This window comes from Pseudomonas protegens (assembly GCF_003732485.1).
Classification (GTDB): domain Bacteria; phylum Pseudomonadota; class Gammaproteobacteria; order Pseudomonadales; family Pseudomonadaceae; genus Aquipseudomonas; species Aquipseudomonas protegens_B.
This window is the reverse complement of the sequence record NZ_MOAK01000087.1, coordinates 151912-176406: the sequence shown is the minus strand read 5'-3', so window position 1 is coordinate 176406 and position 24495 is coordinate 151912. Positions and strand designations below refer to the sequence as shown.

Here is a 24495-nt window from a genome sequence, read left to right as displayed (position 1 = left end):
TTGACGCCCGGCCGCGCCGGGCGTTTTTATTCCTGCTAGAAAAGTACACTTTTTCAATAGGTTACACATGAATCCTGATATTCCTCTTCAACTTCTGGGCGGCATCACTGCACGGGAATTTCTGCGTGACTACTGGCAGAAGAAACCCCTGCTGATCCGTCAGGCCCTGCCTGACTTCGAAAGCCCGATCGAACCTGACGAACTGGCCGGCCTGGCCCTGGAAGAAGAAGTCGAATCGCGCCTGGTGATCGAGAACGGCGAGCGCCCATGGGAACTGCGCCGCGGCCCCTTCGCCGAAGACGAGTTCAGCAAGCTGCCGGAACGCGACTGGACCCTGCTGGTCCAGGCCGTGGACCAGTTCGTCCCGGAAGTCGCCGAGCTGCTGGAGCACTTCCGCTTCCTGCCGAGCTGGCGCATCGATGACGTGATGATCAGCTTCGCTGCGCCTGGCGGCAACGTCGGTCCGCACTTCGACAACTACGACGTGTTCCTGCTGCAAGGCCACGGCAAGCGCAACTGGAAGATCGGCCAGATGTGCGACTCCGAGAGCCCGCTGCTGCAACACGCGGACCTGCGCATCCTCGCCGAATTCGAAGAGACCGAAAGCTGGGTCCTGGAGCCGGGTGACATGCTTTACCTGCCACCGCGCCTGGCCCACTACGGCGTCGCGGTGAATGACTGCATGACCTACTCGGTCGGCTTCCGCGCCCCAAGCGCCGCCGAAGTGCTGACCCACTTCACCGACTTCCTCGGTCAGTTCCTGCCGGACGAAGAGCGCTACACCGACGCCGACGTGCAACCGGTCAGCGACCCGCACCAGATCCAGCAGGATGCCCTCGATCGCCTCAAGGGCCTGCTGGCCGAGCACATGAGCGACGAGCGCCTGCTGCTAACCTGGTTCGGCCAGTTCATGACCGAGCCACGCTACCCGGAGCTGGTGGTCGGCCCGGAACTGGAAGAGGACGACCTGCTGGGCAGCCTGGAACAGGGCGCGATCCTGATCCGCAATCCAAGCGCGCGTCTGGCCTGGTCGGAGGTCGATGAAGACCTGCTGCTGTTCGCCAGCGGCCAAAGTCGTCTGCTTCCCGGTAAACTGCGCGAGCTGCTGAAAATGATTTGCGCCGCTGACGCCCTGCATATCGACAACCTCGGCCCCTGGCTGGCGGATGAAGATGGGCGCGGCCTACTGTGTGAACTGGTCAAGCAAGGGAGCCTGGGGTTTGCCGATGAATAAGATTCACGTACGTGTCGCAGACTGGCAAAAGGATAACGCCGAGATCCGGCGCATTCGTGAAGCAGTGTTCATTGCCGAGCAATCCGTTCCACCCGAGTTGGAGTGGGATGCCGACGACGACAGCGCCGTGCACTTCCTGGCCTTCGAGGGTGATTTCCCTATCGGAACCGCACGCTTGCTGCCGGACGGCCATGTCGGCCGGGTCTCGGTGCTCAAGGACTGGCGCGGCCTCAAGGTCGGCGATGCGCTGATGCGCGCAGTGATCGATGAAGCCGAGAAGCGCGGCCTGAGGCAACAGATGCTCAGCGCCCAGGTCCAGGCCACGCCGTTCTACGAGCGCCTGGGCTTCTCGATTGTCAGCGAGGAGTTCCTCGAAGCGGGCATCCCCCACGTCGACATGGTTCGCGGCGCCTGACCGACATGCCCTGGCGGCAATGGCCAGAGCGAACGCCCCGCCATCCCCTTGCGTCCACCCGGCGCAAGACCAGGATGCCGGGGCGTTTTGCCGTCTAGGATTCAACTTGCCCCACCCAAAGCCGACAAAGTGTCAAACTCAAGGCTTTACGCCAGCTACTCGCGGAGATAACGGATATGTCCCTACGCACCTTGCTCACGACGCTGCTGCTGACCTTCAGCTGCTCGGTCATGGCCGCCACCGAGATCATGCCCCTCAACAACCGCACCAGCGCCGACCTACTGCCGGTGGCGCAGAATTTTCTTGGCAAGGACGGCAAGGTCAGCGCCTATGGCAACCAACTGATCGTCAACGCCGAACCGGACAAGATCGCCGAACTGCGGGCTTTCATTGCGCAATTGGATACGGCGGCCAAGCGCCTGCTGATCACCGTCGATACCAATGAAAACAACCTCCAGGACAATCAGGGCTATTCGGTCAACGGCGCGCCCCAGACCCGCATCATCAATCGCAGCACCGAGAGCCGCGATGGCGGCATCCAACAGGTCCAGGCCAGCGAAGGCGTGCCGGCGCTGATCCAGGTGGGCCAGAGCGTGCCCCTGACCACCACCCAGACCGATCCCTACGGTCGCCTGCAAAACCAGACTCAATACCGCAACGTCACCCAGGGCTTTTACGTGACAGCCAGCGTGACCGGCGAGACCGTGCACCTGAGCATCAGCACCAACCGTGACCGCATGAGCCAGGAACGTCCCGATGTAGTGAACGTGCAAAGCACCGACACAACTGTCAGTGGGCGCCTGGGCGAGTGGATCACCCTGGCCGGGGTCAATCGCCAGACCCAGGCCGACAAGCAGGCCCTGAGCCGCAGCTACTCGACTCAAGGGCGGGATGACATGACCTTGCGAGTCAAGGTCGACGCCTTGGACTAAAGCACCAAAAACTGACTGATTAGTCGTATTAGACCAAAGATGTAGTGCCACAAAAAAAGCACTACAAAACATTTGACGAGCCAAAAAACCGCGGGCATGATGGCCTCGCTCCCGCTAATCAGGGGCCCTGGCAAGGGCCTTCGGATCGCCGCTCTAACCTACCCACCTGAGCCGATTCGTGTCTGTACCGCCCACAAGGTGTGTTTGACGAGATTGCGACTGGAACGAAGTTGTCCCGAGGGACGGAAGCGTAATTAGGTCGATCGGCAACACACTGATGGAACGCACCAAGGCCCACGACGCCCGCATGCGCACCGCAGCTCGCCTTCACCTGCTCACTTTCCCCTCGAGCCCATCGTTCACCCGTCGCCATCCCCGCCAGACCCGACTTGACCGCCTAAGCTTCCTGGTCAGCGAGCAGCCTTCCACGCAGCGTTATGACGCGTGATCGGCGGAGCCGGAATTCTCCAACCAAGAACGACTTTTTACACAAGACGCGACGAGGTTTATCTCCATGGCACTGACACGCGAACAGCAAATTGCAGCCCTTGAAAAAGACTGGGCTGAAAACCCGCGCTGGAAAGGCGTGACTCGCACTTACTCCGCTGCCGACGTGGTCCGTCTGCGTGGCTCGGTCCAACCCGAGCACACCCTGGCACGCATGGGCGCCGAGAAGCTCTGGAACCTGGTCACCCAAGGCGCCAAGCCGTCCTTCCGTCCTGAGAAAGATTTCGTCAACTGCATGGGCGCCCTGACCGGCGGCCAGGCTGTACAACAAGTCAAAGCGGGGATCCAGGCGATCTACCTGTCGGGCTGGCAAGTGGCTGCGGACAACAACTCCGCCGAATCCATGTACCCCGACCAGTCGCTGTACCCGGTGGACTCGGTTCCGACCGTGGTCAAGCGCATCAACAACTCGTTCCGTCGTGCCGACCAGATCCAGTGGAAAGCCGGCAAGAACCCGGGCGACGACGGCTACATCGACTACTTCGCACCGATCGTGGCTGACGCTGAAGCCGGTTTCGGCGGCGTGCTGAACGCCTACGAGCTGATGAAGAGCATGATCGAAGCGGGCGCCGCTGGCGTTCACTTCGAAGACCAGCTGGCTTCCGTTAAGAAGTGCGGGCACATGGGCGGCAAGGTACTGGTTCCAACCCAGGAAGCCGTACAGAAGCTGACCGCTGCCCGTCTGGCGGCCGACGTTGCCGGTGTACCGACCATCATCCTGGCCCGTACCGACGCCAACGCTGCTGACCTGCTGACTTCGGACTGCGACCCGTACGACCAGCCGTTCGTGACCGGCACCCGCACCCAGGAAGGCTTCTACAAAGTCAAAGCCGGCCTGGATCAAGCAATCGCCCGCGGCCTGGCTTACGCTCCGTACGCCGACCTGATCTGGTGCGAAACCGCCAAGCCGGACCTGGACGAAGCCCGACGTTTCGCCGAAGCGATCAAGAAGGAATACCCAGACCAGATCCTCTCGTACAACTGCTCGCCTTCCTTCAACTGGAAGAAGAACCTGGACGACGCCACCATCGCCAAGTTCCAACGCGAACTGTCCGCCATGGGTTACAAGCACCAGTTCATCACCCTGGCCGGCATCCACAACATGTGGCACAGCATGTTCAACCTGGCGCACGACTACGCCCGCAACGACATGACCGCCTACGTGAAGCTGCAAGAGCAGGAATTCGCTGACGCCGCCAAAGGCTACACCTTCGTGGCGCACCAGCAGGAAGTGGGCACCGGCTACTTCGACGACATGACCACCGTGATCCAGGGTGGTTCGTCCTCGGTAACCGCGCTGACCGGCTCCACCGAAGAAGAGCAGTTCCACTGATTTAGGCCTCGCGCCTTGATCGAGCGGCCAATGCAGATCCGGTAAAAACAACTGCATTGCTGTACAGCTGACGCCCCGACTGGTTCGGGGCGTTTTTTTTGCCCGCCCCTCCTGTAGGAGCCGGCTTGCCGGCGAACCGCCCCCCTCTGCACCGCCCGCTGACCGAAAAACTTGCCAGCAAGCCGCCGTCGACGAAAAAGCCGACAAAAAATTGATCCAGAGCGGTGTTACCCAGAGCGAAAGAGGTTAAAAGGTGCGCCCCTGCTACTTGCAGTAACAGGGATATAACAAGCAACTTTCCCACTCCCCGAAGGAAAGCAGATTAAAACAGCCTCTAAACAATATTGATTATCATTTAGCAGTTGTAACTTTCGTTACAGCAGCCACAAAACATAATTAACAAAACCTCCCCTAATGCCCGCAGGCCGCGGCTTACGGGGCTACCGGGGTGAGCTATGTCCTTATTACGATAAACAATTTCGCTTTAGAAATTTTACTTGCCCGGTGTTTAGCCATAAAATCAGCGCGATTGATTGCGCTGCGACATATCGTCACTGCTTTATTTCTTTATCAAGCTCAGAGACTCTTGCTCTCTGTTAAGGATTACCAGCATGCCCGAAGCGACAGGACTCATGGCCCACAACTGGGGCTTTGCCATTTTCCTTCTGGGTGTTGTCGGCCTTTGCGCCTTCATGCTCGGCGTCTCCAGCCTCCTCGGGTCAAAAGCCTGGGGCCGCAGCAAAAACGAACCGTTCGAGTCCGGCATGCTACCTACCGGTGGCGCCCGCTTGCGGCTCTCAGCCAAATTCTATCTGGTCGCGATGCTCTTCGTGATCTTCGATATCGAAGCCCTCTTTCTCTTTGCCTGGTCTGTGTCCGTCCGCGAAAGCGGCTGGACCGGATTCGTCGAAGCTCTCGTTTTCATAGCAATTCTGTTGGCAGGTCTTGTCTACCTTTGGCGAGTGGGGGCTCTTGACTGGGCTCCGGAAGGTCGTCGTAAGCGGCAGGCGAAGCTAAAACAATGAGGCTTTGGCGATGCAATACAATCTCACCAGGATCGACCCCGATGCTCCTAACGATCAGTACCCGATCGGCGAACGGGAAACCGTTTCCGATCCGTTAGAGGATCAGGTCCACAAAAACATCTTCATGGGCAAGCTGGAAGACGTGCTGAGCGGCGCGGTCAACTGGGGGCGTAAGAACTCCCTGTGGCCGTACAACTTCGGTCTGTCCTGCTGCTACGTGGAAATGACCACTGCCTTCACGGCGCCCCACGACATCGCGCGCTTTGGCGCCGAGGTTATCCGGGCATCGCCGCGTCAGGCGGATTTCATGGTTATTGCCGGCACCTGCTTCATCAAGATGGCGCCGATCATCCAGCGTCTCTATGAGCAAATGCTCGAGCCTAAATGGGTTATCTCCATGGGTTCGTGCGCCAACTCCGGTGGCATGTACGACATCTACTCCGTAGTTCAGGGGGTGGACAAGTTCCTGCCCGTGGACGTCTACGTACCTGGCTGCCCGCCCCGCCCTGAAGCATTCCTGCAAGGCTTGATGCTCTTGCAAGAATCCATTGGCCAGGAGCGTCGCCCACTTTCCTGGGTCGTCGGTGATCAAGGCGTGTACCGCGCCGAAATGCCGTCGCAAAAGGAGCAGCGCCGCGAACAGCGTATTCAGGTCACCAACCTGCGCAGCCCTGACGAAGTCTGATCCAGATCTGTTCTCACGAAGAAACGACACTGGTTTCACTCTTTACGTTGACCGAAAGCGATAAAAAACCATGACTACAGGCAGTGCTCTGTACATCCCGCCTTATAAGGCTGACGACCAGGATGTGGTCGTCGAACTCAATAACCGTTTTGGCCCTGAGGCATTCACCGCCCAGGCTACCCGCACCGGCATGCCGGTGCTGTGGGTTACCCGCTCCAAACTCGTTGAAATCCTGACTTTCCTGCGCAACCTGCCCAAGCCGTACGTCATGCTCTATGACCTGCACGGCGTGGACGAGCGCCTGCGCACCAAGCGCCAGGGTCTGCCGAGCGGCGCCGATTTCACCGTGTTCTATCACCTGCTGTCGATCGAACGTAACAGCGACGTGATGATCAAGGTCGCCCTGTCCGAAAGCGACCTCAGCGTACCGACCGTGACCGGTATCTGGCCGAACGCCAACTGGTACGAGCGTGAAGTCTGGGACATGTTCGGCATTGATTTCCCGGGCCACCCGCACCTGTCGCGGATCATGATGCCGCCGACCTGGGAAGGTCACCCGCTGCGCAAGGACTTCCCGGCCCGCGCCACCGAATTCGACCCGTTCAGCCTGAGTCTGGCCAAGCAGCAACTGGAAGAGGAAGCCGCACGCTTCCGTCCGGAAGACTGGGGCATGAAGCGTTCCGGGGCCAACGAGGACTACATGTTCCTCAACCTGGGCCCGAACCACCCTTCGGCTCACGGTGCCTTCCGCATCATCCTGCAACTGGACGGTGAAGAGATCGTCGACTGCGTTCCGGACATCGGCTACCACCACCGTGGCGCCGAGAAGATGGCCGAACGTCAGTCCTGGCACAGCTTCATCCCTTACACCGACCGTATCGACTACCTCGGCGGGGTGATGAACAACCTGCCGTACGTGCTCTCGGTCGAGAAGCTGGCCGGCATCAAGGTGCCGGAGAAGGTCGACGTCATCCGCATCATGATGGCCGAGTTCTTCCGGATCACCAGCCACCTGCTGTTCCTGGGCACCTACATCCAGGACGTGGGCGCGATGACCCCGGTGTTCTTCACCTTCACCGACCGCCAGAAGGCCTACACGGTGATCGAAGCCATCACCGGTTTCCGTCTGCACCCGGCCTGGTACCGCATCGGTGGTGTTGCCCACGACCTGCCCCGCGGCTGGGAAAAGCTGGTCAAGGACTTCGTCGAATGGCTGCCCAAGCGCCTGGACGAATACACCAAGGCCGCCCTGCAGAACAGCATCCTCAAGGGTCGGACCATCGGCGTTGCCGCCTACAACACCAAGGAGGCCCTGGAGTGGGGCGTCACCGGTGCCGGCCTGCGTTCCACCGGTTGCGATTTCGACCTGCGCAAGGCCCGTCCGTACTCCGGCTACGAGAACTTCGAGTTCGAAGTCCCGCTGGCCGCCAACGGCGACGCCTATGACCGCTGCATGGTTCGCGTCGAGGAAATGCGCCAGAGCATCAAGATCATCGACCAGTGCCTGCGCAACATGCCGGAAGGCCCGTACAAAGCGGATCACCCGCTGACCACGCCGCCGCCGAAAGAGCGCACCCTGCAGCACATCGAGACCTTGATCACGCACTTCCTGCAAGTTTCGTGGGGCCCGGTCATGCCGGCCAACGAATCCTTCCAGATGATCGAAGCGACCAAGGGCATCAACAGTTATTACCTGACGAGCGATGGCGGCACCATGAGCTACCGCACCCGGATTCGTACCCCAAGCTACCCGCACCTGCAGCAGATCCCTTCGGTGATCCGCGGCAGCATGGTCGCGGACTTGATCGCGTACCTGGGTAGTATCGACTTCGTTATGGCCGACGTGGACCGCTAAGCATGAACAGCACGCTTATCCAGACAGACCGTTTCGCCCTGAGCGAAACCGAGCGCTCGGCCATCGAGCACGAGATGCATCACTACGAGGACCCGCGCGCGGCGTCCATCGAAGCCCTGAAGATCGTCCAGAAGGAACGTGGCTGGGTGCCGGACGGCGCGGTCTACGCCATCGGCGAGATCCTTGGCATCCCCGCCAGCGACGTTGAAGGTGTGGCGACGTTCTACAGCCAGATCTTCCGCCAGCCAGTGGGCCGCCACATCATTCGCGTCTGCGACAGCATGGTCTGCTACATCGGCGGCCACGAGTCCGTGGTCAGCCAGATTCAGAGCGAGCTGGGCATCGGCCTCGGCCAGACCACCGCCGACGGCCGCTTCACCCTGCTGCCGGTGTGCTGCCTGGGCAACTGCGACAAGGCCCCGGCGCTGATGATCGACGACGACACTTTCGGCGACGTACAGCCTGCTGGCGTGGCCAAACTGTTGGAGGGCTACGTATGACCCTGACCTCTTTCGGCCCTGCGAACCGCATTGCGCGCAGCGCAGAAACCCACCCCCTGACCTGGCGCCTGCGTGACGACGGCGAGCCGGTGTGGCTCGACGAGTACCAGGCCAAAAACGGCTACGCGGCGGCCCGCAAGGCTTTCGCCGACCTGTCCCAGGACGACATCGTGCAGACCGTCAAGGATGCCGGCCTCAAGGGTCGCGGCGGTGCGGGCTTCCCCACCGGCGTGAAGTGGGGCCTGATGCCCAAAGACGAATCCATGAACATCCGCTACTTGCTGTGCAACGCGGACGAAATGGAACCCAACACCTGGAAAGACCGCATGCTGATGGAGCAACTGCCCCATCTGCTGATCGAAGGCATGCTGATCAGTGCCCGCGCACTGAAAACCTACCGCGGCTACATCTTCCTGCGCGGCGAGTACACCACCGCCGCCAAGCACCTGCGGCGTGCCGTGGAAGAAGCCAAGGCCGCGGGCCTGTTGGGCAAGAACATCCTGGGCAGCGGTTTCGATTTCGAGCTGTTCGTCCACACCGGCGCCGGGCGTTACATCTGCGGTGAAGAAACCGCACTGATCAACTCCCTGGAAGGCCGTCGCGCCAACCCGCGCTCCAAGCCGCCCTTCCCTGCCGCCGTGGGCGTGTGGGGCAAGCCGACTTGCGTGAACAACGTCGAGACCCTGTGCAACGTGCCGGCGATCATCGGCGACGGCGTGGAGTGGTACAAATCCCTGGCCCGCGAAGGCAGCGAAGACCACGGCACCAAGCTGATGGGTTTCTCCGGCAAAGTGAAGAACCCCGGCCTGTGGGAGCTGCCCTTCGGCGTGACCGCACGCGAGCTGTTCGAAGACTACGCCGGCGGCATGCGCGACGGCTTCAAGCTCAAGTGCTGGCAGCCAGGCGGCGCCGGTACCGGCTTCCTGTTGCCAGAACACCTGGATGCGCAAATGTATGCCGGCGGCATCGCCAAAGTGGGCACCCGCATGGGTACCGGCCTGGCCATGGCGGTGGACGACAGCATCAACATGGTGTCGCTGTTGCGCAACATGGAGCAATTCTTCGCCCGTGAATCCTGCGGCTTCTGCACCCCTTGCCGCGATGGCCTGCCATGGAGCGTCAAACTGCTGATGGCCCTGGAGAACGGCCAGGGCCAGCAAGGCGACATCGAGACCCTGCTGGGTCTGGTGGGTTTCCTCGGCCCAGGCAAGACCTTCTGTGCTCACGCACCGGGTGCCGTGGAGCCGTTGGGCAGTGCCATCAAGTATTTCCGCCCAGAGTTCGAAGCCGGCATCGCGCCTACCAGCGCCGCCGTCCCGCCTCTGGCCCGACCGATCGTAGTCGGCGCGTAACGCTTAGATGAGGGCGCCGGGTCCGTGCCCTGCGCTCGACGTGCGATGACGCCGTGAACGGCTGTGTTGATTCGCACGCATAACAAGATTCCATTAGCCACGCCCGCTGACACCGGGCCAACGAAGAACTTTGAACCATGGCCACTATCCACGTAGACGGCAAAGCGCTCGAAGTCGATGGGGCGGACAACCTGTTACAGGCTTGTCTGTCACTAGGCCTCGACATCCCTTATTTCTGCTGGCACCCCGCTCTCGGTAGCGTCGGTGCCTGTCGCCAGTGCGCGGTCAAGCAGTACACCGACGAGAACGACACCCGTGGTCGTATCGTCATGTCCTGCATGACCCCAGCCACTGACAACACCTGGATCTCCATCGACGATGAAGAATCCAAGGCCTTCCGCGCCAGTGTTGTCGAGTGGCTGATGACCAACCACCCCCACGACTGCCCGGTCTGTGAGGAAGGCGGTCACTGCCACCTGCAAGACATGACGGTGATGACCGGCCACAACGAGCGCCGTTATCGCTTCACCAAGCGCACCCACCAGAACCAGGACCTCGGCCCGTTCATTTCCCACGAGATGAACCGCTGCATCGCCTGCTATCGCTGCGTGCGCTTCTACAAGGACTACGCCGGCGGTACCGACCTGGGCGTCTACGGCGCCCACGACAACGTGTACTTCGGTCGCGTTGAAGACGGCACCCTGGAAAGCGAGTTCTCCGGCAACCTCACCGAGGTCTGCCCGACCGGTGTGTTCACCGACAAGACTCACTCCGAGCGCTACAACCGCAAGTGGGACATGCAGTTCTCGCCGAGCATCTGCCATGGCTGCTCCAGCGGTTGCAACATCTCCCCGGGCGAGCGCTATGGCGAGCTGCGGCGCATCGAGAACCGCTACAACGGTTCGGTGAACCAGTACTTCCTCTGCGACCGTGGCCGCTTCGGTTATGGCTACGTCAACCGCAAGGACCGTCCACGCCAGCCACGCCTGGCCGACGGCACCCAGCTGACCCTGGACCAGGCTCTGGACCAGGCGGCCGACCTGCTGCGCGGTCGCAACATCGTCGGTATCGGCTCGCCTCGCGCCAGCCTGGAAAGCAACTACGCGCTGCGTGAACTGGTAGGTGCCGAGCACTTCTACAGCGGTATCGAAGCCTCCGAACTGGAGCGCATCCGCCTGGTGCTGCAGGTTCTGAACGACAGTCCGCTGCCGGTTCCGAACATGCGCGACATCGAAGACCACGATGCCATCTTCGTCCTCGGCGAAGACCTGACCCAGACCGCCGCACGCATGGCCCTGGCCCTGCGCCAGTCGGTCAAGGGCAAGGCCGAGGAAATGGCCGATGCCATGCGCGTCCAGCCTTGGCTCGACGCGGCGGTGAAGAACATCGGCCAGCACGCGCTGAATCCGCTGTTCATTGCCAGCCTCGCCGAAACCAAGCTCGACGACGTGGCCGAGGAGTGTGTACACGCCGCTCCGGACGACCTGGCGCGCATCGGTTTCGCCGTGGCCCACGCCATCGACGCCAGTGCCCCTGCCGTGGAAGGCCTGGACAGTGAAGCCCTGGAACTGGCCAAGCGCATTGCCGACGCTCTGCTGGCGGCCAAGCGTCCACTGATCATTTCCGGTACATCCCTGGGCTCCAAGGCACTGATCGAAGCGGCGGCGAACATCGCCAAAGCCTTGAAGCTGCGCGAGAAAGCCGGCTCCATCAGTCTGATCGTGCCAGAGGCCAACAGCCTCGGCCTGGCCATGCTTGGTGGCGAATCCGTGGACGCGGCTCTGCAGGCGGTGATCGACGGTAAGGCCGACGCCATCGTGGTGCTGGAAAACGACCTGTACACCCGCACCGATGCAGCCAAGGTGGATGCCGCACTGAACGCAGCCAAGGTGGTGATCGTTGCCGATCATCAACAGACCGCTACCCTTGAGCGCGCGCACCTGGTGCTGTCGGCGGCCAGCTTCGCCGAAGGCGACGGCACCCTGATCAGCCAGGAAGGTCGCGCCCAGCGCTTCTTCCAGGTCTTCGATCCAACCTACCTGGACGCCAGCATCATGGTTCACGAAGGCTGGCGCTGGCTGCATGCCCTGCGCAGTACCTTGCTGAACCAGCCGGTGGACTGGACCCAGCTGGACCACGTGACCGCTGCCTGCGCCGCGAGCACCCCGCAACTGGCCAGCATCGTTGACGCCGCGCCATCCGCCGCGTTCCGCATCAAGGGCCTGAAACTGGCTCGCGAACCGCTGCGCTACAGTGGCCGTACCGCCATGCGCGCCAACCAGAGCGTGCACGAACCGCGTACCTCGCAAGACCCGGATACCGCCTTCGCCTACTCCATGGAAGGTTACTCGGGCTCCGCCGAACCGCGCTCGCAAGTGCCGTTCGCCTGGTCGCCGGGCTGGAACTCGCCGCAAGCCTGGAACAAGTTCCAGGACGAAGTCGGCGGCCACCTGCGTGCCGGTGACCCGGGCACCCGCCTGATCGAAACCCAGGGCGACCGCCTCAGCTGGTTCGCCAGCGTGCCGCGGGCCTTCTCCCCGGCTCAGGGCTCTTGGCAAGCGGTGCCGTTCTACCACCTGTTCGGCAGCGAAGAGAACTCTTCGAAAGCCGCTCCAGTGCAGGAACGCATTCCGGCGGCCTACGTGGCCCTGGCCAAGTCCGAAGCCGATCGCCTGGGTGTCAACGACGGTGCCTTGCTCGCGGTGAACGTAGCCGGCCAGACCCTGCGTCTGCCACTGCGCATCAACGAAGAGCTGGGCGCTGGCCTGGTGGGCCTGCCTGCCGGTCTGGCGGGGATTCCTCCGGCGTTCTTTGGCAAATCCGTTGACGGTCTGCAGGAGGCGGCGCAATGAGTTGGTTTACCCCTGAAGTGATCGAAGTGATCCTGACGGTCGTCAAGGCCATCGTGATCCTGCTGGCCGTGGTGGTCGCCGGGGCGCTGCTGAGCTTCGTCGAACGTCGCCTGCTGGGCTGGTGGCAGGACCGTTACGGTCCGAACCGCGTTGGCCCGTTCGGCATGTTCCAGATCGCTGCCGACATGCTGAAGATGTTCTTCAAGGAAGACTGGACTCCACCGTTCGCCGACAAGGTGATCTTCACCCTGGCACCGGTGGTAGCCATGAGCGCCTTGCTGATCGCCTTCGCGATCATCCCGATCACCCCGACCTGGGGCGTCGCGGACCTGAACATCGGCCTGCTGTTCTTCTTCGCCATGGCCGGCCTGTCGGTCTACGCGGTGCTGTTCGCCGGCTGGTCGAGCAACAACAAGTTCGCCCTGCTGGGCAGCTTGCGGGCCTCGGCCCAGACCGTGTCCTACGAAGTGTTCATGGGCCTGGCGCTGATGGGCATCGTGGCTCAGGTCGGTTCATTCAACATGCGCGACATCGTCGAGTACCAGGCGCAGAACCTGTGGTTCATCATTCCGCAGTTCTTCGGCTTCTGTACCTTCTTCATCGCTGGCGTGGCCGTGACTCACCGTCACCCCTTCGACCAGCCGGAAGCGGAGCAGGAACTGGCCGACGGCTACCACATTGAATACGCCGGTATGAAATGGGGCATGTTCTTCGTCGGTGAATACATCGGCATCATCCTGATCTCGGCGCTGTTGGTCACCCTGTTCTTCGGTGGCTGGCACGGTCCGTTCGGCATCCTGCCGCAACTGTCCTTCGTCTGGTTCGCCTTGAAGACCGCGTTCTTCATCATGCTGTTCATCCTGCTGCGCGCTTCTATCCCGCGCCCGCGCTATGACCAGGTGATGGACTTCAGCTGGAAATTCTGCCTGCCGCTGACCCTGATCAATTTGCTGGTGACCGCTGCGCTTGTGTTGTTGAACACGCCTGCGGGCGCGGTTCAGTGAGGATTTGACCCATGTTCAAATATATTGGCGACATCGTTAAGGGTACTGGTACCCAGTTGCGCAGCCTGGTGATGGTGTTCGGTCACGGCTTTCGCAAACGCGACACCCTGCAATACCCCGAAGAGCCGGTGTACCTGCCGCCCCGCTACCGTGGCCGCATCGTGCTGACTCGCGACCCCGACGGCGAAGAGCGTTGCGTAGCCTGCAACCTGTGCGCCGTGGCCTGCCCTGTGGGTTGCATCTCGCTGCAGAAAGCTGAAACCGAAGACGGTCGCTGGTACCCGGACTTCTTCCGCATCAACTTCTCGCGCTGCATTTTCTGCGGCCTCTGCGAGGAAGCCTGCCCGACCACCGCGATCCAGCTGACACCGGATTTCGAGATGGCCGAGTTCAAACGTCAGGACCTGGTTTACGAGAAAGAGGATCTGCTGATCTCCGGTCCCGGAAAGAACCCTGACTACAACTTCTATCGTGTTGCAGGTATGGCCATTGCCGGTAAGCCAAAAGGCTCCGCGCAGAATGAAGCCGAGCCGATCAACGTGAAGAGCTTGCTGCCTTAAGGAAGAACGATGGAATTCGCTTTCTATTTCGCATCAGGTGTTGCCGTTGTTTCCACGCTGCGCGTGGTCACCAACACCAACCCTGTGCACGCCCTGCTCTACCTGATCATTTCGTTGATCGCCGTGGCCATGACCTTCTTCAGCCTCGGCGCACCGTTCGCCGGTGCCCTGGAAGTGATCGCCTACGCCGGCGCCATCATGGTGCTGTTCGTGTTCGTGGTGATGATGCTCAACCTCGGCCCGGCCGCGGCTCAGCAAGAACGCATCTGGCTCACGCCCGGCATCTGGATCGGCCCGGTGATTCTCGCCGCGCTGCTGCTGGCTGAACTGCTGTACGTATTGTTCAGCCACCAGAGCGGTGCCGGTATCGGTCAAACCACCGTCAGCGCCAAGGCCGTGGGCATCAGCCTGTTCGGTCCTTACCTGCTGGTGGTCGAACTCGCCTCGATGCTGCTGCTCGCCGCAGCCGTCACGGCGTTCCACTTGGGCCGCAACGAGGCGAAGGAGTAATACCATGCCTGTTATCCCTCTCGAGCACGGTCTGGCGGTTGCCGGCATCCTGTTCTGCCTCGGTCTGGTCGGCCTGATGGTCCGCCGTAACATCCTCTTCGTATTGATGAGCCTGGAAGTGATGATGAACGCCTCTGCACTGGCCTTCATCGTTGCGGGCGCCCGCTGGGCGCAACCGGATGGACAAGTGATGTTCATCCTGGTGATCAGCCTGGCAGCCGCCGAGGCCAGTATTGGCCTGGCGATCCTGCTGCAGCTGTACCGCCGCTTCCACACTCTCGATATCGATGCAGCCAGCGAGATGCGCGGATGAACCTTCTCTTTCTGACTTTCGTATTCCCCCTGATCGGTTTCCTGTTGCTGTCGTTCTCCCGGGGACGCCTCTCGGAAAACCTCTCGGCCCTGATCGGCGTCGGCTCCATTGGCCTGTCGGCCATCGTGACCGCCTACGTGATCTGGCAATTCAACGTCGCGCCGCCCGAGGGTGGTCACTACACCCAGGTGCTGTGGCAATGGATGTCGGTGGACGGTTTCGCGCCGAACTTCGCCCTGTACCTGGATGGTCTGTCCGTGACCATGCTGGGTGTAGTAGTGGGCGTGGGCTTCCTGATCCACCTGTTCGCGTCCTGGTACATGCGTGGTGAAGCCGGCTACTCGCGCTTCTTCGCCTACACCAACCTGTTTATCGCCAGCATGCTGTTCCTGGTGCTGGGCGATAACCTGTTGTTCCTGTACTTCGGTTGGGAAGGCGTGGGCCTGTGCAGCTACCTGTTGATCGGTTTCTACTACAGCAACCGCAACAACGGTAACGCTGCACTCAAGGCCTTTATCGTCACCCGGATCGGCGACGTGTTCATGGCCATCGGCCTGTTCATCCTGTTCCAACAGGTAGGCACGCTGAACGTCCAGGAACTGCTGGTGCTGGCACCGCAGAAATTCCAGGCCGGCGACTTCTGGATCACCCTGGCAACCCTGATGCTGCTGGGTGGCGCCGTGGGTAAATCCGCGCAACTGCCGCTGCAGACCTGGCTGGCGGACGCGATGGCCGGCCCGACCCCGGTTTCGGCACTGATCCACGCCGCGACCATGGTGACCGCCGGTGTCTACCTGATCGCCCGTACCCACGGCCTGTTCACCCTGGCGCCGGAAGTCCTGCACCTGGTAGGCCTGGTCGGCGGCGTGACCCTGGTACTGGCCGGTTTCGCCGCGCTGGTGCAGACCGACATCAAGCGGATCCTCGCCTACTCCACCATGAGCCAGATCGGCTACATGTTCCTGGCCCTGGGCGTTGGCGCCTGGGACGGCGCGATCTTCCACCTGATGACCCACGCCTTCTTCAAGGCCCTGCTGTTCCTTGCTTCCGGTGCGGTGATCGTTGCCTGCCACCACGAGCAGAACATCTTCAAGATGGGCGGCCTGTGGAAGAAACTGCCTCTGGCCTACGCCAGCTTCATCGTCGGTGGTGCAGCCCTGGCGGCCCTGCCTCTGGTGACCGCAGGCTTCTACTCCAAGGACGAAATCCTCTGGGAAGCCTTCGCCAGCGGCAACCACGGCCTGCTGTACGCCGGCCTGGTGGGTGCGTTCATGACCTCGCTGTACACCTTCCGCCTGATCTTCATCACCTTCCACGGTGAAGCCAAGACCGAAGCCCACGCCGGCCACGGTATCTCCCACTGGCTGCCGCTGGTGGTGCTGATCGTGCTGTCCACCGGGATCGGCGCGATGATCACTCCGCCCCTGCATGGTGTACTGCCGCTGAGCGCCGGTCATGCCGGTGGCGAAGCCAAGCACAGCCTGGAAATCGCCTCGGGCGCCATCGCCCTGGCCGGTATCCTGCTGGCCGCCCTGTTGTTCCTTGGCAAGCGTCGCGTTGTGACCGCCATCGCCAACAGCGGCATCGGGCGTCTGCTCTCGGCCTGGTGGTTCGCCGCCTGGGGCTTCGACTGGATCTACGACAAACTGTTCGTCAAGCCATACCTGGCCATCAGCCATGTACTGCGCAAGGACCCGCTCGATCAGACCATCGGTTTGATCCCGCGTATGGCCAAAGGGGGTCACAACTCCCTGAGCCGTACCGAGACCGGTCAACTGCGTTGGTACGCCGCCTCGATGGCAGCCGGTGCCGTGCTGGTCATCGGCGCCATTGTGCTGGTAGCGGTCTGATATGAACCTTGCGAACTTGCGAAAGGAATTGAGCCCGTCATGATTCTGCCTTGGCTAATCCTGATCCCCTTCATCGGCGGCCTGCTGTGCTGGCTGGGGGAGCGCTTCGGCGCCACCCTCCCCCGCTGGATTGCGCTGTTGACCATGACCCTGGAACTCGCTCTCGGCCTCTGGCTGTGGGCCCACGGTAACTATTCATTTGCTCCGGCGCCTGGCGCCGATCCAACTTGGGCCATCGAGTTCAAGCATGTCTGGATCGAGCGCTTCGGCATCAACGTGCACCTGGCGCTGGACGGCCTGTCGCTGTTGATGATCCTGCTGACCGGCCTGCTGGGTATCCTCTCGGTACTCTGCTCCTGGAAAGAGATTCAGCGTCACGTGGGCTTCTTCCACCTGAACCTGATGTGGATCCTGGGCGGTGTGGTCGGCGTGTTCCTGGCGCTGGACCTGTTCATGTTCTTCTTCTTCTGGGAAATGATGCTGGTGCCGATGTACTTCCTCATCGCGCTCTGGGGTCACAGCTCGGCAGACGGCAAGAAAACCCGGATTTACGCAGCAACCAAGTTCTTCATCTTCACTCAGGCTTCCGGCCTGATCATGCTGGTGGCGATCCTGGGTCTGGTGCTGGTCAACTTCAACAACACCGGGGTCATCACCTTCGATTACGCCCAGCTGTTGAAAACCAAGATGTCCACCGCCACCGAGTACATCCTGATGCTCGGCTTCTTCATCGCCTTCGCGGTGAAGCTGCCGGTGGTGCCGTTCCACTCCTGGCTGCCTGACGCTCACGCCCAGGCACCGACTGCCGGTTCCGTGGACCTGGCGGGCATCCTGTTGAAGACCGCGGCCTACGGCCTGCTGCGTTTCGCCCTGCCACTGTTCCCCAACGCCTCGGCAGAGTTCGCACCGATCGCCATGACCCTGGGTCTGATCGGGATCTTCTACGGCGCCTTCCTGGCCTTCGCCCAGACCGACATCAAGCGTCTGATCGCCTTCTCCAGCGTTTCCCACATGGGCTTTGTGCTGATCGGTATCTACTCCGGCAGCCAGCAGGCTCTGCAGGGCGCGGTGATCCAAATGCTGGCCCACGGTGTTTCGGCAGCCGCGCTGTTTATCCTCAGCGGCCAGTTGTATGAACGCACCCATACCCGCGACATGCGTGAAATGGGCGGCCTGTGGTCGCGTATCGCCTACCTGCCGGCCATCAGCCTGTTCTTTGCAGCCGCTTCTCTGGGCCTGCCGGGCACCGGCAACTTCGTCGGCGAGTTCCTGATCCTGATCGGCACCTTCGTCAGCGCGCCATGGATCACTGCGATCGCGACTTCCGGCCTGGTGTTCGGCTCGGTCTACTCGCTGATCATGATCCACCGTGCCTACTTCGGCCCGTCCAAGTCGGACGCGGTACTGCACGGAATGGATGCTCGCGAACTGATCATGGTGCTGGGACTGGCGGTACTGCTGATCTACATCGGCGTGTACCCGCAACCGTTCCTCGATACCTCTGCCGCCACCATGCATGGCGTGCAGCAATGGCTCAGCACCGCCTTCACTCAACTCGCTTCGGCCCGGTAAGAGCGCTATGGACTTTACGATTCAACACTTTATAGCCCTGGCGCCGCTGCTGATCACCAGCGCCACCCTTGTGGTGGTGATGCTGGCGATCGCCTGGCGGCGCAACCACGCCCAGACCTTCCTGCTGTCGGTGGCCGGTCTGAACCTGGCATTGCTGTCGATCTTCCCGGTGCTGAAAGTGGCACCCCTGGCAGTCACCCCGCTGTTGCAGATCGACCAGTTCGCCTGCCTGTACATGGCCCTGATCCTGGTAGCCACCCTGGCCTGTGTCACCCTGGCCCACGCCTACCTGGGCGACGGTAGCAGCGGGTACCCGGGCAACCGTGAAGAGCTGTACCTGCTGATCCTGCTGGCCGCCGCCGGTGGCCTGGTACTGGTCAGCGCGCAGAACCTGGCCGGCCTGTTCATCGGCCTGGAGCTGCTCTCGGTACCGGTCTACGGCCTGGTGGCCTATGCCTTCTTCAACAAGCGCTCCCTGGAAGCCGGCATCAAGTACATGGTGCTGTCGGCCGCCGGTTCGGGCTTCCTGTTGTTCGGCATGGCCTTGCTCTACGCAGAAGCCGGCAGCCTGAGCTTCAGCGGTATCGGCCAGGCCCTGGCCGCCACTGGGCTGCCAAGCCCGCTGGCGCAACTGGGCCTGGGCATGATGCTGATCGGCCTGGCCTTCAAACTGTCGCTGGTACCGTTCCACCTGTGGACTCCGGACGTCTACGAAGGCGCCCCGGCCCCGGTCGCCGCCTTCCTGGCCACCGCCAGCAAGGTGGCGGTGTTCGCGGTACTGGTGCGTCTGTTCCAGCTCTCGCCAGTGGCCAGCAGCGGTGTCCTGAGCAACGTGCTGACCGTGATCGCCATCGCCTCGATCCTGGTGGGCAACCTGTTGGCGCTGACCCAGAGCAACCTCAAGCGTCTGCTGGGTTACTCGTCCATCGCCCACTTCGGTTACCTACTGATCGCCCTGGTGGCGAGCAAGGGCCTGGCCATGGAAGCCATCGGCGTGTACCTGGTCACCTACGTGATCACCAGCCTTGGCGCCTTCGGTGTGATCACCCTGATGTCTTCGCCGTACAAAGGCCGTGATGCCGACGCCCTGTATGAGTACCGCGGCCTGTTCTGGCGCCGTCCGTACCTGACCGCCGTCCTCACCGTGATGATGCTGTCCCTGGCTGGTATCCCGCTGACCGCAGGCTTCATCGGCAAGTTCTACATCATCGCTACCGGTGTCGAAGCGCACCAATGGTGGCTGGTCGGTTCCCTGGTAATGGGCAGCGCCATCGGCGTCTTCTACTACCTGCGAGTGATGGTCACCCTGTACCTGATCGAGCCGAACCTGCGTCGCGTCGATGCCCAACTGCACTGGGAACAGAAAGCCGGTGGCGTCATGCTGCTGGCCATCGCGGTCCTGGCGTTCTTCCTCGGCGTATACCCACAGCCGCTGCTGACCCTGGTCCAGCACTCCGGCCTGGCGGGTTGATCGCTTAGGTTTCAACGCAACAAACAGAACGGCACCTTCGGGTGCCGTTTTGCATTTCAGGGTTCCTACCACTCTCCCCTGCTTCCCTGGCATTTACCGAAACGCCCTTCAGCGTTTAAAGGGATGGGCCACGCCCAATGCCCGGGCCACAATCCTGATTCTCCCGGTGGAGCGTTTTCCCGATACGGTCGAGCATCTGGCGGCGCTGGCCTGAAACCCGGCTATTTCGCCCCTGGCAAAAAAAACGGCACCCGAGGGTACCGTTGCAGATGACTACAAAGGTCAACTATTTACGCGCGGCCTCCCACGACTTGAGCAGTTCGTTGTAGCTGACGGTCTCCCCCTTGGGCTTTTCGTTGGCCAGTTTCGGTTTCGGCGCACCCGGTTGGTCGAACCAGTATTGGGCGTCCCGTTCCGGGTTCATCTTCGGCGCACACACTGCCTGGGCCTTGGAGCGTTCAAGCCGCGTCATGATCGCGTCCTGATCCTTGGCCAGGCCGTCGAGGGCTTGTTGCGGAGTCTTCTCGCCGCTGGCGGCTTCCGAGATATGGCTCCACCACAGCTGAGCCAGGCGTGGATAGTCCGGCACGTTGGTCCCGGTCGGGGTCCATTGCACCCGGGCCGGGCTGCGGTAGAACTCCACCAGGCCACCGAGCTTCGGCGCCAGGTCGGTCATGGCCTGGGAGTTGATGTCCGACTCGCGAATCGGTGTCAGGCCGACGATGGTTTTCTTCAGCGAAACGGTTTTCGAGGTGACGAACTGGGCATACAGCCAGGCCGCCAGTTTCTGTTTCTCCGGCGTGGACTTCATGAAGGTCCAGGAACCCACGTCCTGATACCCCAGTTTCATGCCCTCTTCCCAGTACGGCCCACGTGGTGACGGTGCCATCCGCCATTTTGGCGTGCCATCGGCGTTCATCACCGCCAGGCCCGGCTTGGTCATGTCGGCGGTGAAAGCGGTGTACCAGAAGATCTGCTGAGCGATATTGCCCTGGGACGGTACCGGCCCGGATTCGGAGAAGGTCATGCCCGCCGCTTCCGGGGGGGCATAAGCTTTCATCCAGTCGACGTATTTCTGGGTGGCGAAGACCGCCGCCGGGCCGTTGGTGTCGCCGCCCCGGGTGACGCTGGAGCCCACCGGGTGGCAGTCCTCCACGCGAATTCCCCACTCGTCCACCGGCAAGCCGTTGGGCAGCCCCTTGTCGCCGCCACCGGCCATGGAGAACCAGGCATCGGTAAAGCGCCAACCCAGGGACGGGTCTTTCTTGCCGTAGTCCATGTGCCCATAGACCCGCTTTCCGTCGATTTCCTTGACGTCTTCAGTGAAGAATTTGGCGATGTCTTCATAGGCCGACCAGTTCACCGGCACGCCCAACTCGTAGCCGTACTTTTCCTTGAACTTGGCCTTCAGGTCGGCCCGCTCGAACCAGTCGGCGCGGAACCAGTAGAGGTTGGCGAACTGCTGGTCGGGAAGCTGATAGATCTTGCCGTCCGGCGCAGTGGTGAAGGAGATGCCGATGAAGTCCTTGAGGTCCAGGGTCGGCGAGGTGTAGGCCTTGCCCTCATTGGCCATCAGGTCGGTGATGGATTCTGTCTTGCCATAGCGAAAGTGCGTACCGATCAGGTCCGAATCGTTGACCCAGCCGTCGTAGATGTTCTTGTCGGACTGCATCTGGGTTTGCAGCTTCTCCACCACGTCGCCTTCCTGCAGCAAATCGTGGGTCAGCTTGATCCCGGTAATTTCGCTGAAGGCCTTGGCCAACACCTTGGACTCGTATTCGTGGGTGGTCAGGGTTTCCGAAACCACGTTGATCTTCATCCCGCGGAACGGCTCGGAGGCCTTGATAAACCACTTCAGCTCTTCCAGCTGCTGGGCTTCAGTGAGGGTGGACGGCTTGAACTCGCTGCCAATCCACTTCTTCGCCGCGTCCTCATAGGCATCGGCCCAGGCCGCAGCACTCAACCCGCTGAGCGCCAGCATGGCCGCCAATGAAACGCTATGTCGCAGCTTATTGTTTTTGTCGAACATAGAGACCTCCCGGTTAGATTTCGGAGCAGGATCGCCAAGCAAGGGTGCCCGGCTAACCCCAACGCATCACCACCAACAGCCACACCAGGGACAGCGCGGACGCCACCCAAATGCTCCAGTCGGTCACGCCTATCACCATCAGGTGCAGGTAGGCACTGCCGAGAAGACCGATAAACAGCCGATCGCCACGGGTGGTGACAATCGGCAGAAAGCCGCGCCGAGGAATGCTCGGCGAACGCAGTTCCCAACTGGTCATGCCTACCAGCAACAGGACGATGGCACCAAAGAAGGCTGCCGTGGGGGTGGTCCAGGCCATCCATTCCATCATCGTTTCCTCAGACCCGGCCCAGGGCAAAGCCCTTGGCCACATGGTTACGGACAAACCAGATCACCAGCATGCCCGGCAAAATGGTCAGCACCCCCGCCGCCGCCAACACGCCCCAGTCGATCCCCGAGGCGGACACGGTGCGCGTCATCACCGCAGCAATGGGCTTGGCGTTGACCGACGTCAGGGTCCGCGCCAGCAGCAGTTCGACCCAGGAAAACATGAAGCAGAAAAACGCCGTGACACCGATGCCCGAACCAATCAGCGGGACGAAGATCTTCACGAAAAACTTGGGAAAACTGTAGCCGTCGATATAGGCCGTCTCGTCGATTTCCTTGGGCACCCCGGACATGAAGCCTTCAAGGATCCATACCGCCAGCGGCACGTTGAACAGGCAGTGGGCCAGGGCCACGGCGATGTGGGTATCGAACAGGCCGATGGAGGAATACAGCTGGAAGAACGGCAGCAGGAACACCGCGGGCGGCGCCATGCGATTGGTCAGTAGCCAGAAGAACAGGTGCTTGTCGCCGAGAAAGCGGTAGCGCGAGAACGCATACGCCGCCGGCAGCGCCACGCTCAAGGAGATCACCGTGTTCAGGCTCACGTAGTACAGCGAGTTGAGGTAGCCCGTGTACCAACTGGGGTCGGTGAAGATCACCTTGTAGTTGTGCCAGGTGAAGTCCTGGGGCCACAAGGTCAGGCCGCCGAGGATCTCGGTATTGCTCTTGAACGACATGTTCAGCAACCAGTAGATCGGCACCAGCAGGAACAGGATGTAGATCAGCAGCGCAATCAGCTTTCTCTTGCTCATGGCGACCTCAGCGGCTGGCGTCGGAGTGAGTCATGGCGGTGTAGAACAGCCAGGACACCAACAGGATGATCAGGAAGTACACCAGGGAAAACGCCGCCGCCGGGCCCAGGTCGAATTGCCCGACCGCCATCTGGGTCAGGGTCTGGCTGAGGAAGGTGGTGGCATTGCCCGGCCCGCCGCCGGTCAGCACAAAAGGCTCGGTGTAGATCATGAAACTGTCCATGAAGCGCAGCATCACCGCGATCAGCAGCACGCTCTTCATCTTTGGCAGTTGGATATGCCGAAACACCGCCCAGCTCGACGCCCGGTCGATGCGTGCGGCCTGGTAGTACACATCCGGAATGGCCCGCAACCCCGAGTAGCACAGCAGTGCCACCAGCGAGGTCCAGTGCCAGACGTCCATCACCAGTACCGTGACCCAGGCGTCCATGGTATTGGCTGCATAGTTGTAGCTGATGCCCATGGCATTCAGGGTCGAGCCCAGCAACCCGATGTCGGCCCGGCCGAAGATCTGCCAGATAGTGCCTACCACGTTCCAGGGAATCAGCAGCGGAATCGCCAGAATGATCAGCACCAGGGACGACCAGCGGCCCTTGCCGGGCATGGTCAGGGCAATGGCGATGCCCAGCGGAATCTCGATCAGCAGCACGCAGGCGGAATAGATGAACTGGCGCAGCAGCGAGTCATGCAGGCGCGGGTCCAGCAGCACCTGGCGATACCAGTCGGCACCGACGAAATAGCGGCTCGACTGATCGAAGATGTCCTGTACCGAATAGTTGACCACGGTCATCATCGGGATGACCGCACTGAAGGCCACCAGCAGGAATACCGGCAATACCAGCCACCAGGCCTTGTTGTTCTGCACCTTGTTCATGGCTGCACCTCCAGCAGGTAGTCATCGGCATAGACCATCAGCCACTGGGAAGGAAAGCTGATACAGGCCTGGCCCTGGGGCACGGGCTTGTCTTCCGTCAGGCGCACTTTGAGCAGGGCGCCATCGAGCTTCAAGGTCATGATCTTGTAGGTGCCCAGGTCTTCGACGTGCACCACCTCGGCCTGCAGCCCGTCCTCGTAGGGTTCGTCCCAAACGTGGACGAACTCGGGGCGAATGCCGATTTTCAGGCTGCTGTAATCGGTTTCGGCGATGCGCCGCTGCAGCACCTCGGACAAGGGCAGGTGCGTGCCGGCAAAGCCCACGCCCCCGGCCTCGGCGCGCACCTCGATCAGGTTCATTCCCGGGCTGCCGATGAAATAGCCGACAAAGGTGTGGCTCGGCCGCTCGAACAACTCCCGCGGCGTGCCGAACTGGACGATCTGACCGCCGTACATCACCGCAATCTTGTCGGCGAAGGTCGAGGCT

General features: G+C 61.5%; 22 protein-coding genes. 17 read left to right on the top strand and 5 right to left on the bottom strand.

The window, feature by feature from the left end; translation table 11 throughout:
* The first annotated feature begins 67 nt into the window (after positions 1-67).
* The 17 genes from BLX41_RS30905 to nuoN all read left to right on the top strand — a co-directional run bounded on the left by BLX41_RS30905 (position 68) and on the right by nuoN (position 19970).
* A complete protein-coding gene (locus BLX41_RS30905; RefSeq protein WP_123727935.1) occupies positions 68-1234 on the top strand; it encodes a ribosomal protein uL16 3-hydroxylase in 1167 nt (388 codons plus the stop codon).
* Positions 1227-1649 carry a GNAT family N-acetyltransferase gene (locus BLX41_RS30900; protein ID WP_123727934.1) on the top strand — a complete coding sequence of 141 codons (423 nt, stop codon included), beginning with the start codon at positions 1227-1229 and terminating at the stop codon, positions 1647-1649. The genes BLX41_RS30905 and BLX41_RS30900 overlap by 8 nt, the downstream gene beginning before the upstream one ends.
* 176 nt (positions 1650-1825) lie before the next feature.
* Positions 1826-2581 carry a secretin N-terminal domain-containing protein gene (locus tag BLX41_RS30895; protein ID WP_123727933.1) on the top strand — a complete coding sequence of 252 codons (756 nt, stop codon included), beginning with the start codon at positions 1826-1828 and terminating at the stop codon, positions 2579-2581.
* A gap of 514 nt (positions 2582-3095) precedes the next feature.
* Positions 3096-4421, top strand: coding sequence for an isocitrate lyase (gene aceA / locus BLX41_RS30890; protein WP_025126589.1), 1326 nt, complete (start codon positions 3096-3098; stop codon positions 4419-4421).
* Positions 4422-5032: 611 nt separating this feature from the next.
* The gene (locus BLX41_RS30885) at positions 5033-5446 is read left to right on the top strand and encodes an NADH-quinone oxidoreductase subunit A (protein ID WP_011062185.1); all 414 of its coding nucleotides are present in this window, start codon (positions 5033-5035) and stop codon (positions 5444-5446) included.
* 10 nt (positions 5447-5456) lie between these two features.
* Entirely contained in the window at positions 5457-6131 is a 675-nt protein-coding gene (locus tag BLX41_RS30880; protein ID WP_011062186.1) for a NuoB/complex I 20 kDa subunit family protein, read from the top strand.
* Between the two features lie 70 nt (positions 6132-6201).
* Positions 6202-7986: an NADH-quinone oxidoreductase subunit C/D gene (gene nuoC / locus BLX41_RS30875; protein WP_015636296.1), complete on the top strand. Its 1785-nt coding sequence runs from the start codon at positions 6202-6204 to the stop codon at positions 7984-7986.
* 2 nt (positions 7987-7988) lie between these two features.
* Positions 7989-8486, top strand: coding sequence for an NADH-quinone oxidoreductase subunit NuoE (nuoE, locus tag BLX41_RS30870; RefSeq protein ID WP_011062188.1), 498 nt, complete (start codon positions 7989-7991; stop codon positions 8484-8486).
* Positions 8483-9838, top strand: a complete 1356-nt coding sequence (gene nuoF, locus BLX41_RS30865; RefSeq protein ID WP_123727932.1) for an NADH-quinone oxidoreductase subunit NuoF — start codon at positions 8483-8485, stop codon at positions 9836-9838. Before nuoE ends, nuoF begins: the two co-directional genes overlap by 4 nt.
* 137 nt (positions 9839-9975) lie before the next feature.
* A complete protein-coding gene (nuoG, locus tag BLX41_RS30860) occupies positions 9976-12690 on the top strand; it encodes an NADH-quinone oxidoreductase subunit NuoG (protein WP_123727931.1) in 2715 nt (904 codons plus the stop codon).
* Positions 12687-13694 (top strand): NADH-quinone oxidoreductase subunit NuoH, encoded by a 1008-nt coding sequence (nuoH, locus tag BLX41_RS30855; RefSeq protein ID WP_123727930.1) that lies wholly within the window; start codon positions 12687-12689, stop codon positions 13692-13694. Before nuoG ends, nuoH begins: the two co-directional genes overlap by 4 nt.
* Before the next feature lie 11 nt (positions 13695-13705).
* The gene (nuoI, locus tag BLX41_RS30850; RefSeq protein WP_003223795.1) at positions 13706-14254 is read left to right on the top strand and encodes an NADH-quinone oxidoreductase subunit NuoI; all 549 of its coding nucleotides are present in this window, start codon (positions 13706-13708) and stop codon (positions 14252-14254) included.
* A 9-nt stretch (positions 14255-14263) separates the two neighbouring features.
* The gene (gene nuoJ, locus BLX41_RS30845; RefSeq protein WP_011062192.1) at positions 14264-14764 is read left to right on the top strand and encodes an NADH-quinone oxidoreductase subunit J; all 501 of its coding nucleotides are present in this window, start codon (positions 14264-14266) and stop codon (positions 14762-14764) included.
* A 4-nt stretch (positions 14765-14768) separates the two neighbouring features.
* Positions 14769-15077, top strand: a complete 309-nt coding sequence (nuoK, locus tag BLX41_RS30840) for an NADH-quinone oxidoreductase subunit NuoK (protein WP_077934490.1) — start codon at positions 14769-14771, stop codon at positions 15075-15077.
* On the top strand, positions 15074-16927 hold the full coding sequence (gene nuoL / locus BLX41_RS30835) for an NADH-quinone oxidoreductase subunit L (protein WP_123727929.1): 1854 nt from the start codon (positions 15074-15076) through the stop codon (positions 16925-16927). Before nuoK ends, nuoL begins: the two co-directional genes overlap by 4 nt.
* A gap of 39 nt (positions 16928-16966) precedes the next feature.
* A complete protein-coding gene (gene nuoM, locus BLX41_RS30830; RefSeq protein ID WP_011062195.1) occupies positions 16967-18499 on the top strand; it encodes an NADH-quinone oxidoreductase subunit M in 1533 nt (510 codons plus the stop codon).
* 7 nt (positions 18500-18506) lie between these two features.
* A complete protein-coding gene (gene nuoN, locus BLX41_RS30825; protein WP_015636299.1) occupies positions 18507-19970 on the top strand; it encodes an NADH-quinone oxidoreductase subunit NuoN in 1464 nt (487 codons plus the stop codon).
* 286 nt (positions 19971-20256) lie between these two features.
* Here the strand turns inward: nuoN and BLX41_RS30815 are convergent, their stop codons facing one another.
* From BLX41_RS30815 to BLX41_RS36830, 5 genes are all read right to left on the bottom strand, one after another.
* Entirely contained in the window at positions 20257-21999 is a 1743-nt protein-coding gene (locus tag BLX41_RS30815; protein ID WP_123335498.1) for an ABC transporter substrate-binding protein, read from the bottom strand.
* Positions 22000-22051: 52 nt separating this feature from the next.
* A complete protein-coding gene (locus BLX41_RS30810; protein WP_123727928.1) occupies positions 22052-22324 on the bottom strand; it encodes a DUF2160 domain-containing protein in 273 nt (90 codons plus the stop codon).
* Between the two features lie 10 nt (positions 22325-22334).
* A complete protein-coding gene (locus tag BLX41_RS30805; RefSeq protein ID WP_123727927.1) occupies positions 22335-23135 on the bottom strand; it encodes a carbohydrate ABC transporter permease in 801 nt (266 codons plus the stop codon).
* Positions 23136-23142: 7 nt separating this feature from the next.
* Positions 23143-24009, bottom strand: a complete 867-nt coding sequence (locus BLX41_RS30800; protein WP_123727926.1) for a carbohydrate ABC transporter permease — start codon at positions 24007-24009, stop codon at positions 23143-23145.
* A partial coding sequence (locus tag BLX41_RS36830) for a TOBE domain-containing protein (RefSeq protein ID WP_259745417.1) occupies positions 24006-24495 on the bottom strand: 490 nt, incomplete at its 5' end. The genes BLX41_RS36830 and BLX41_RS30800, both read right to left, overlap by 4 nt.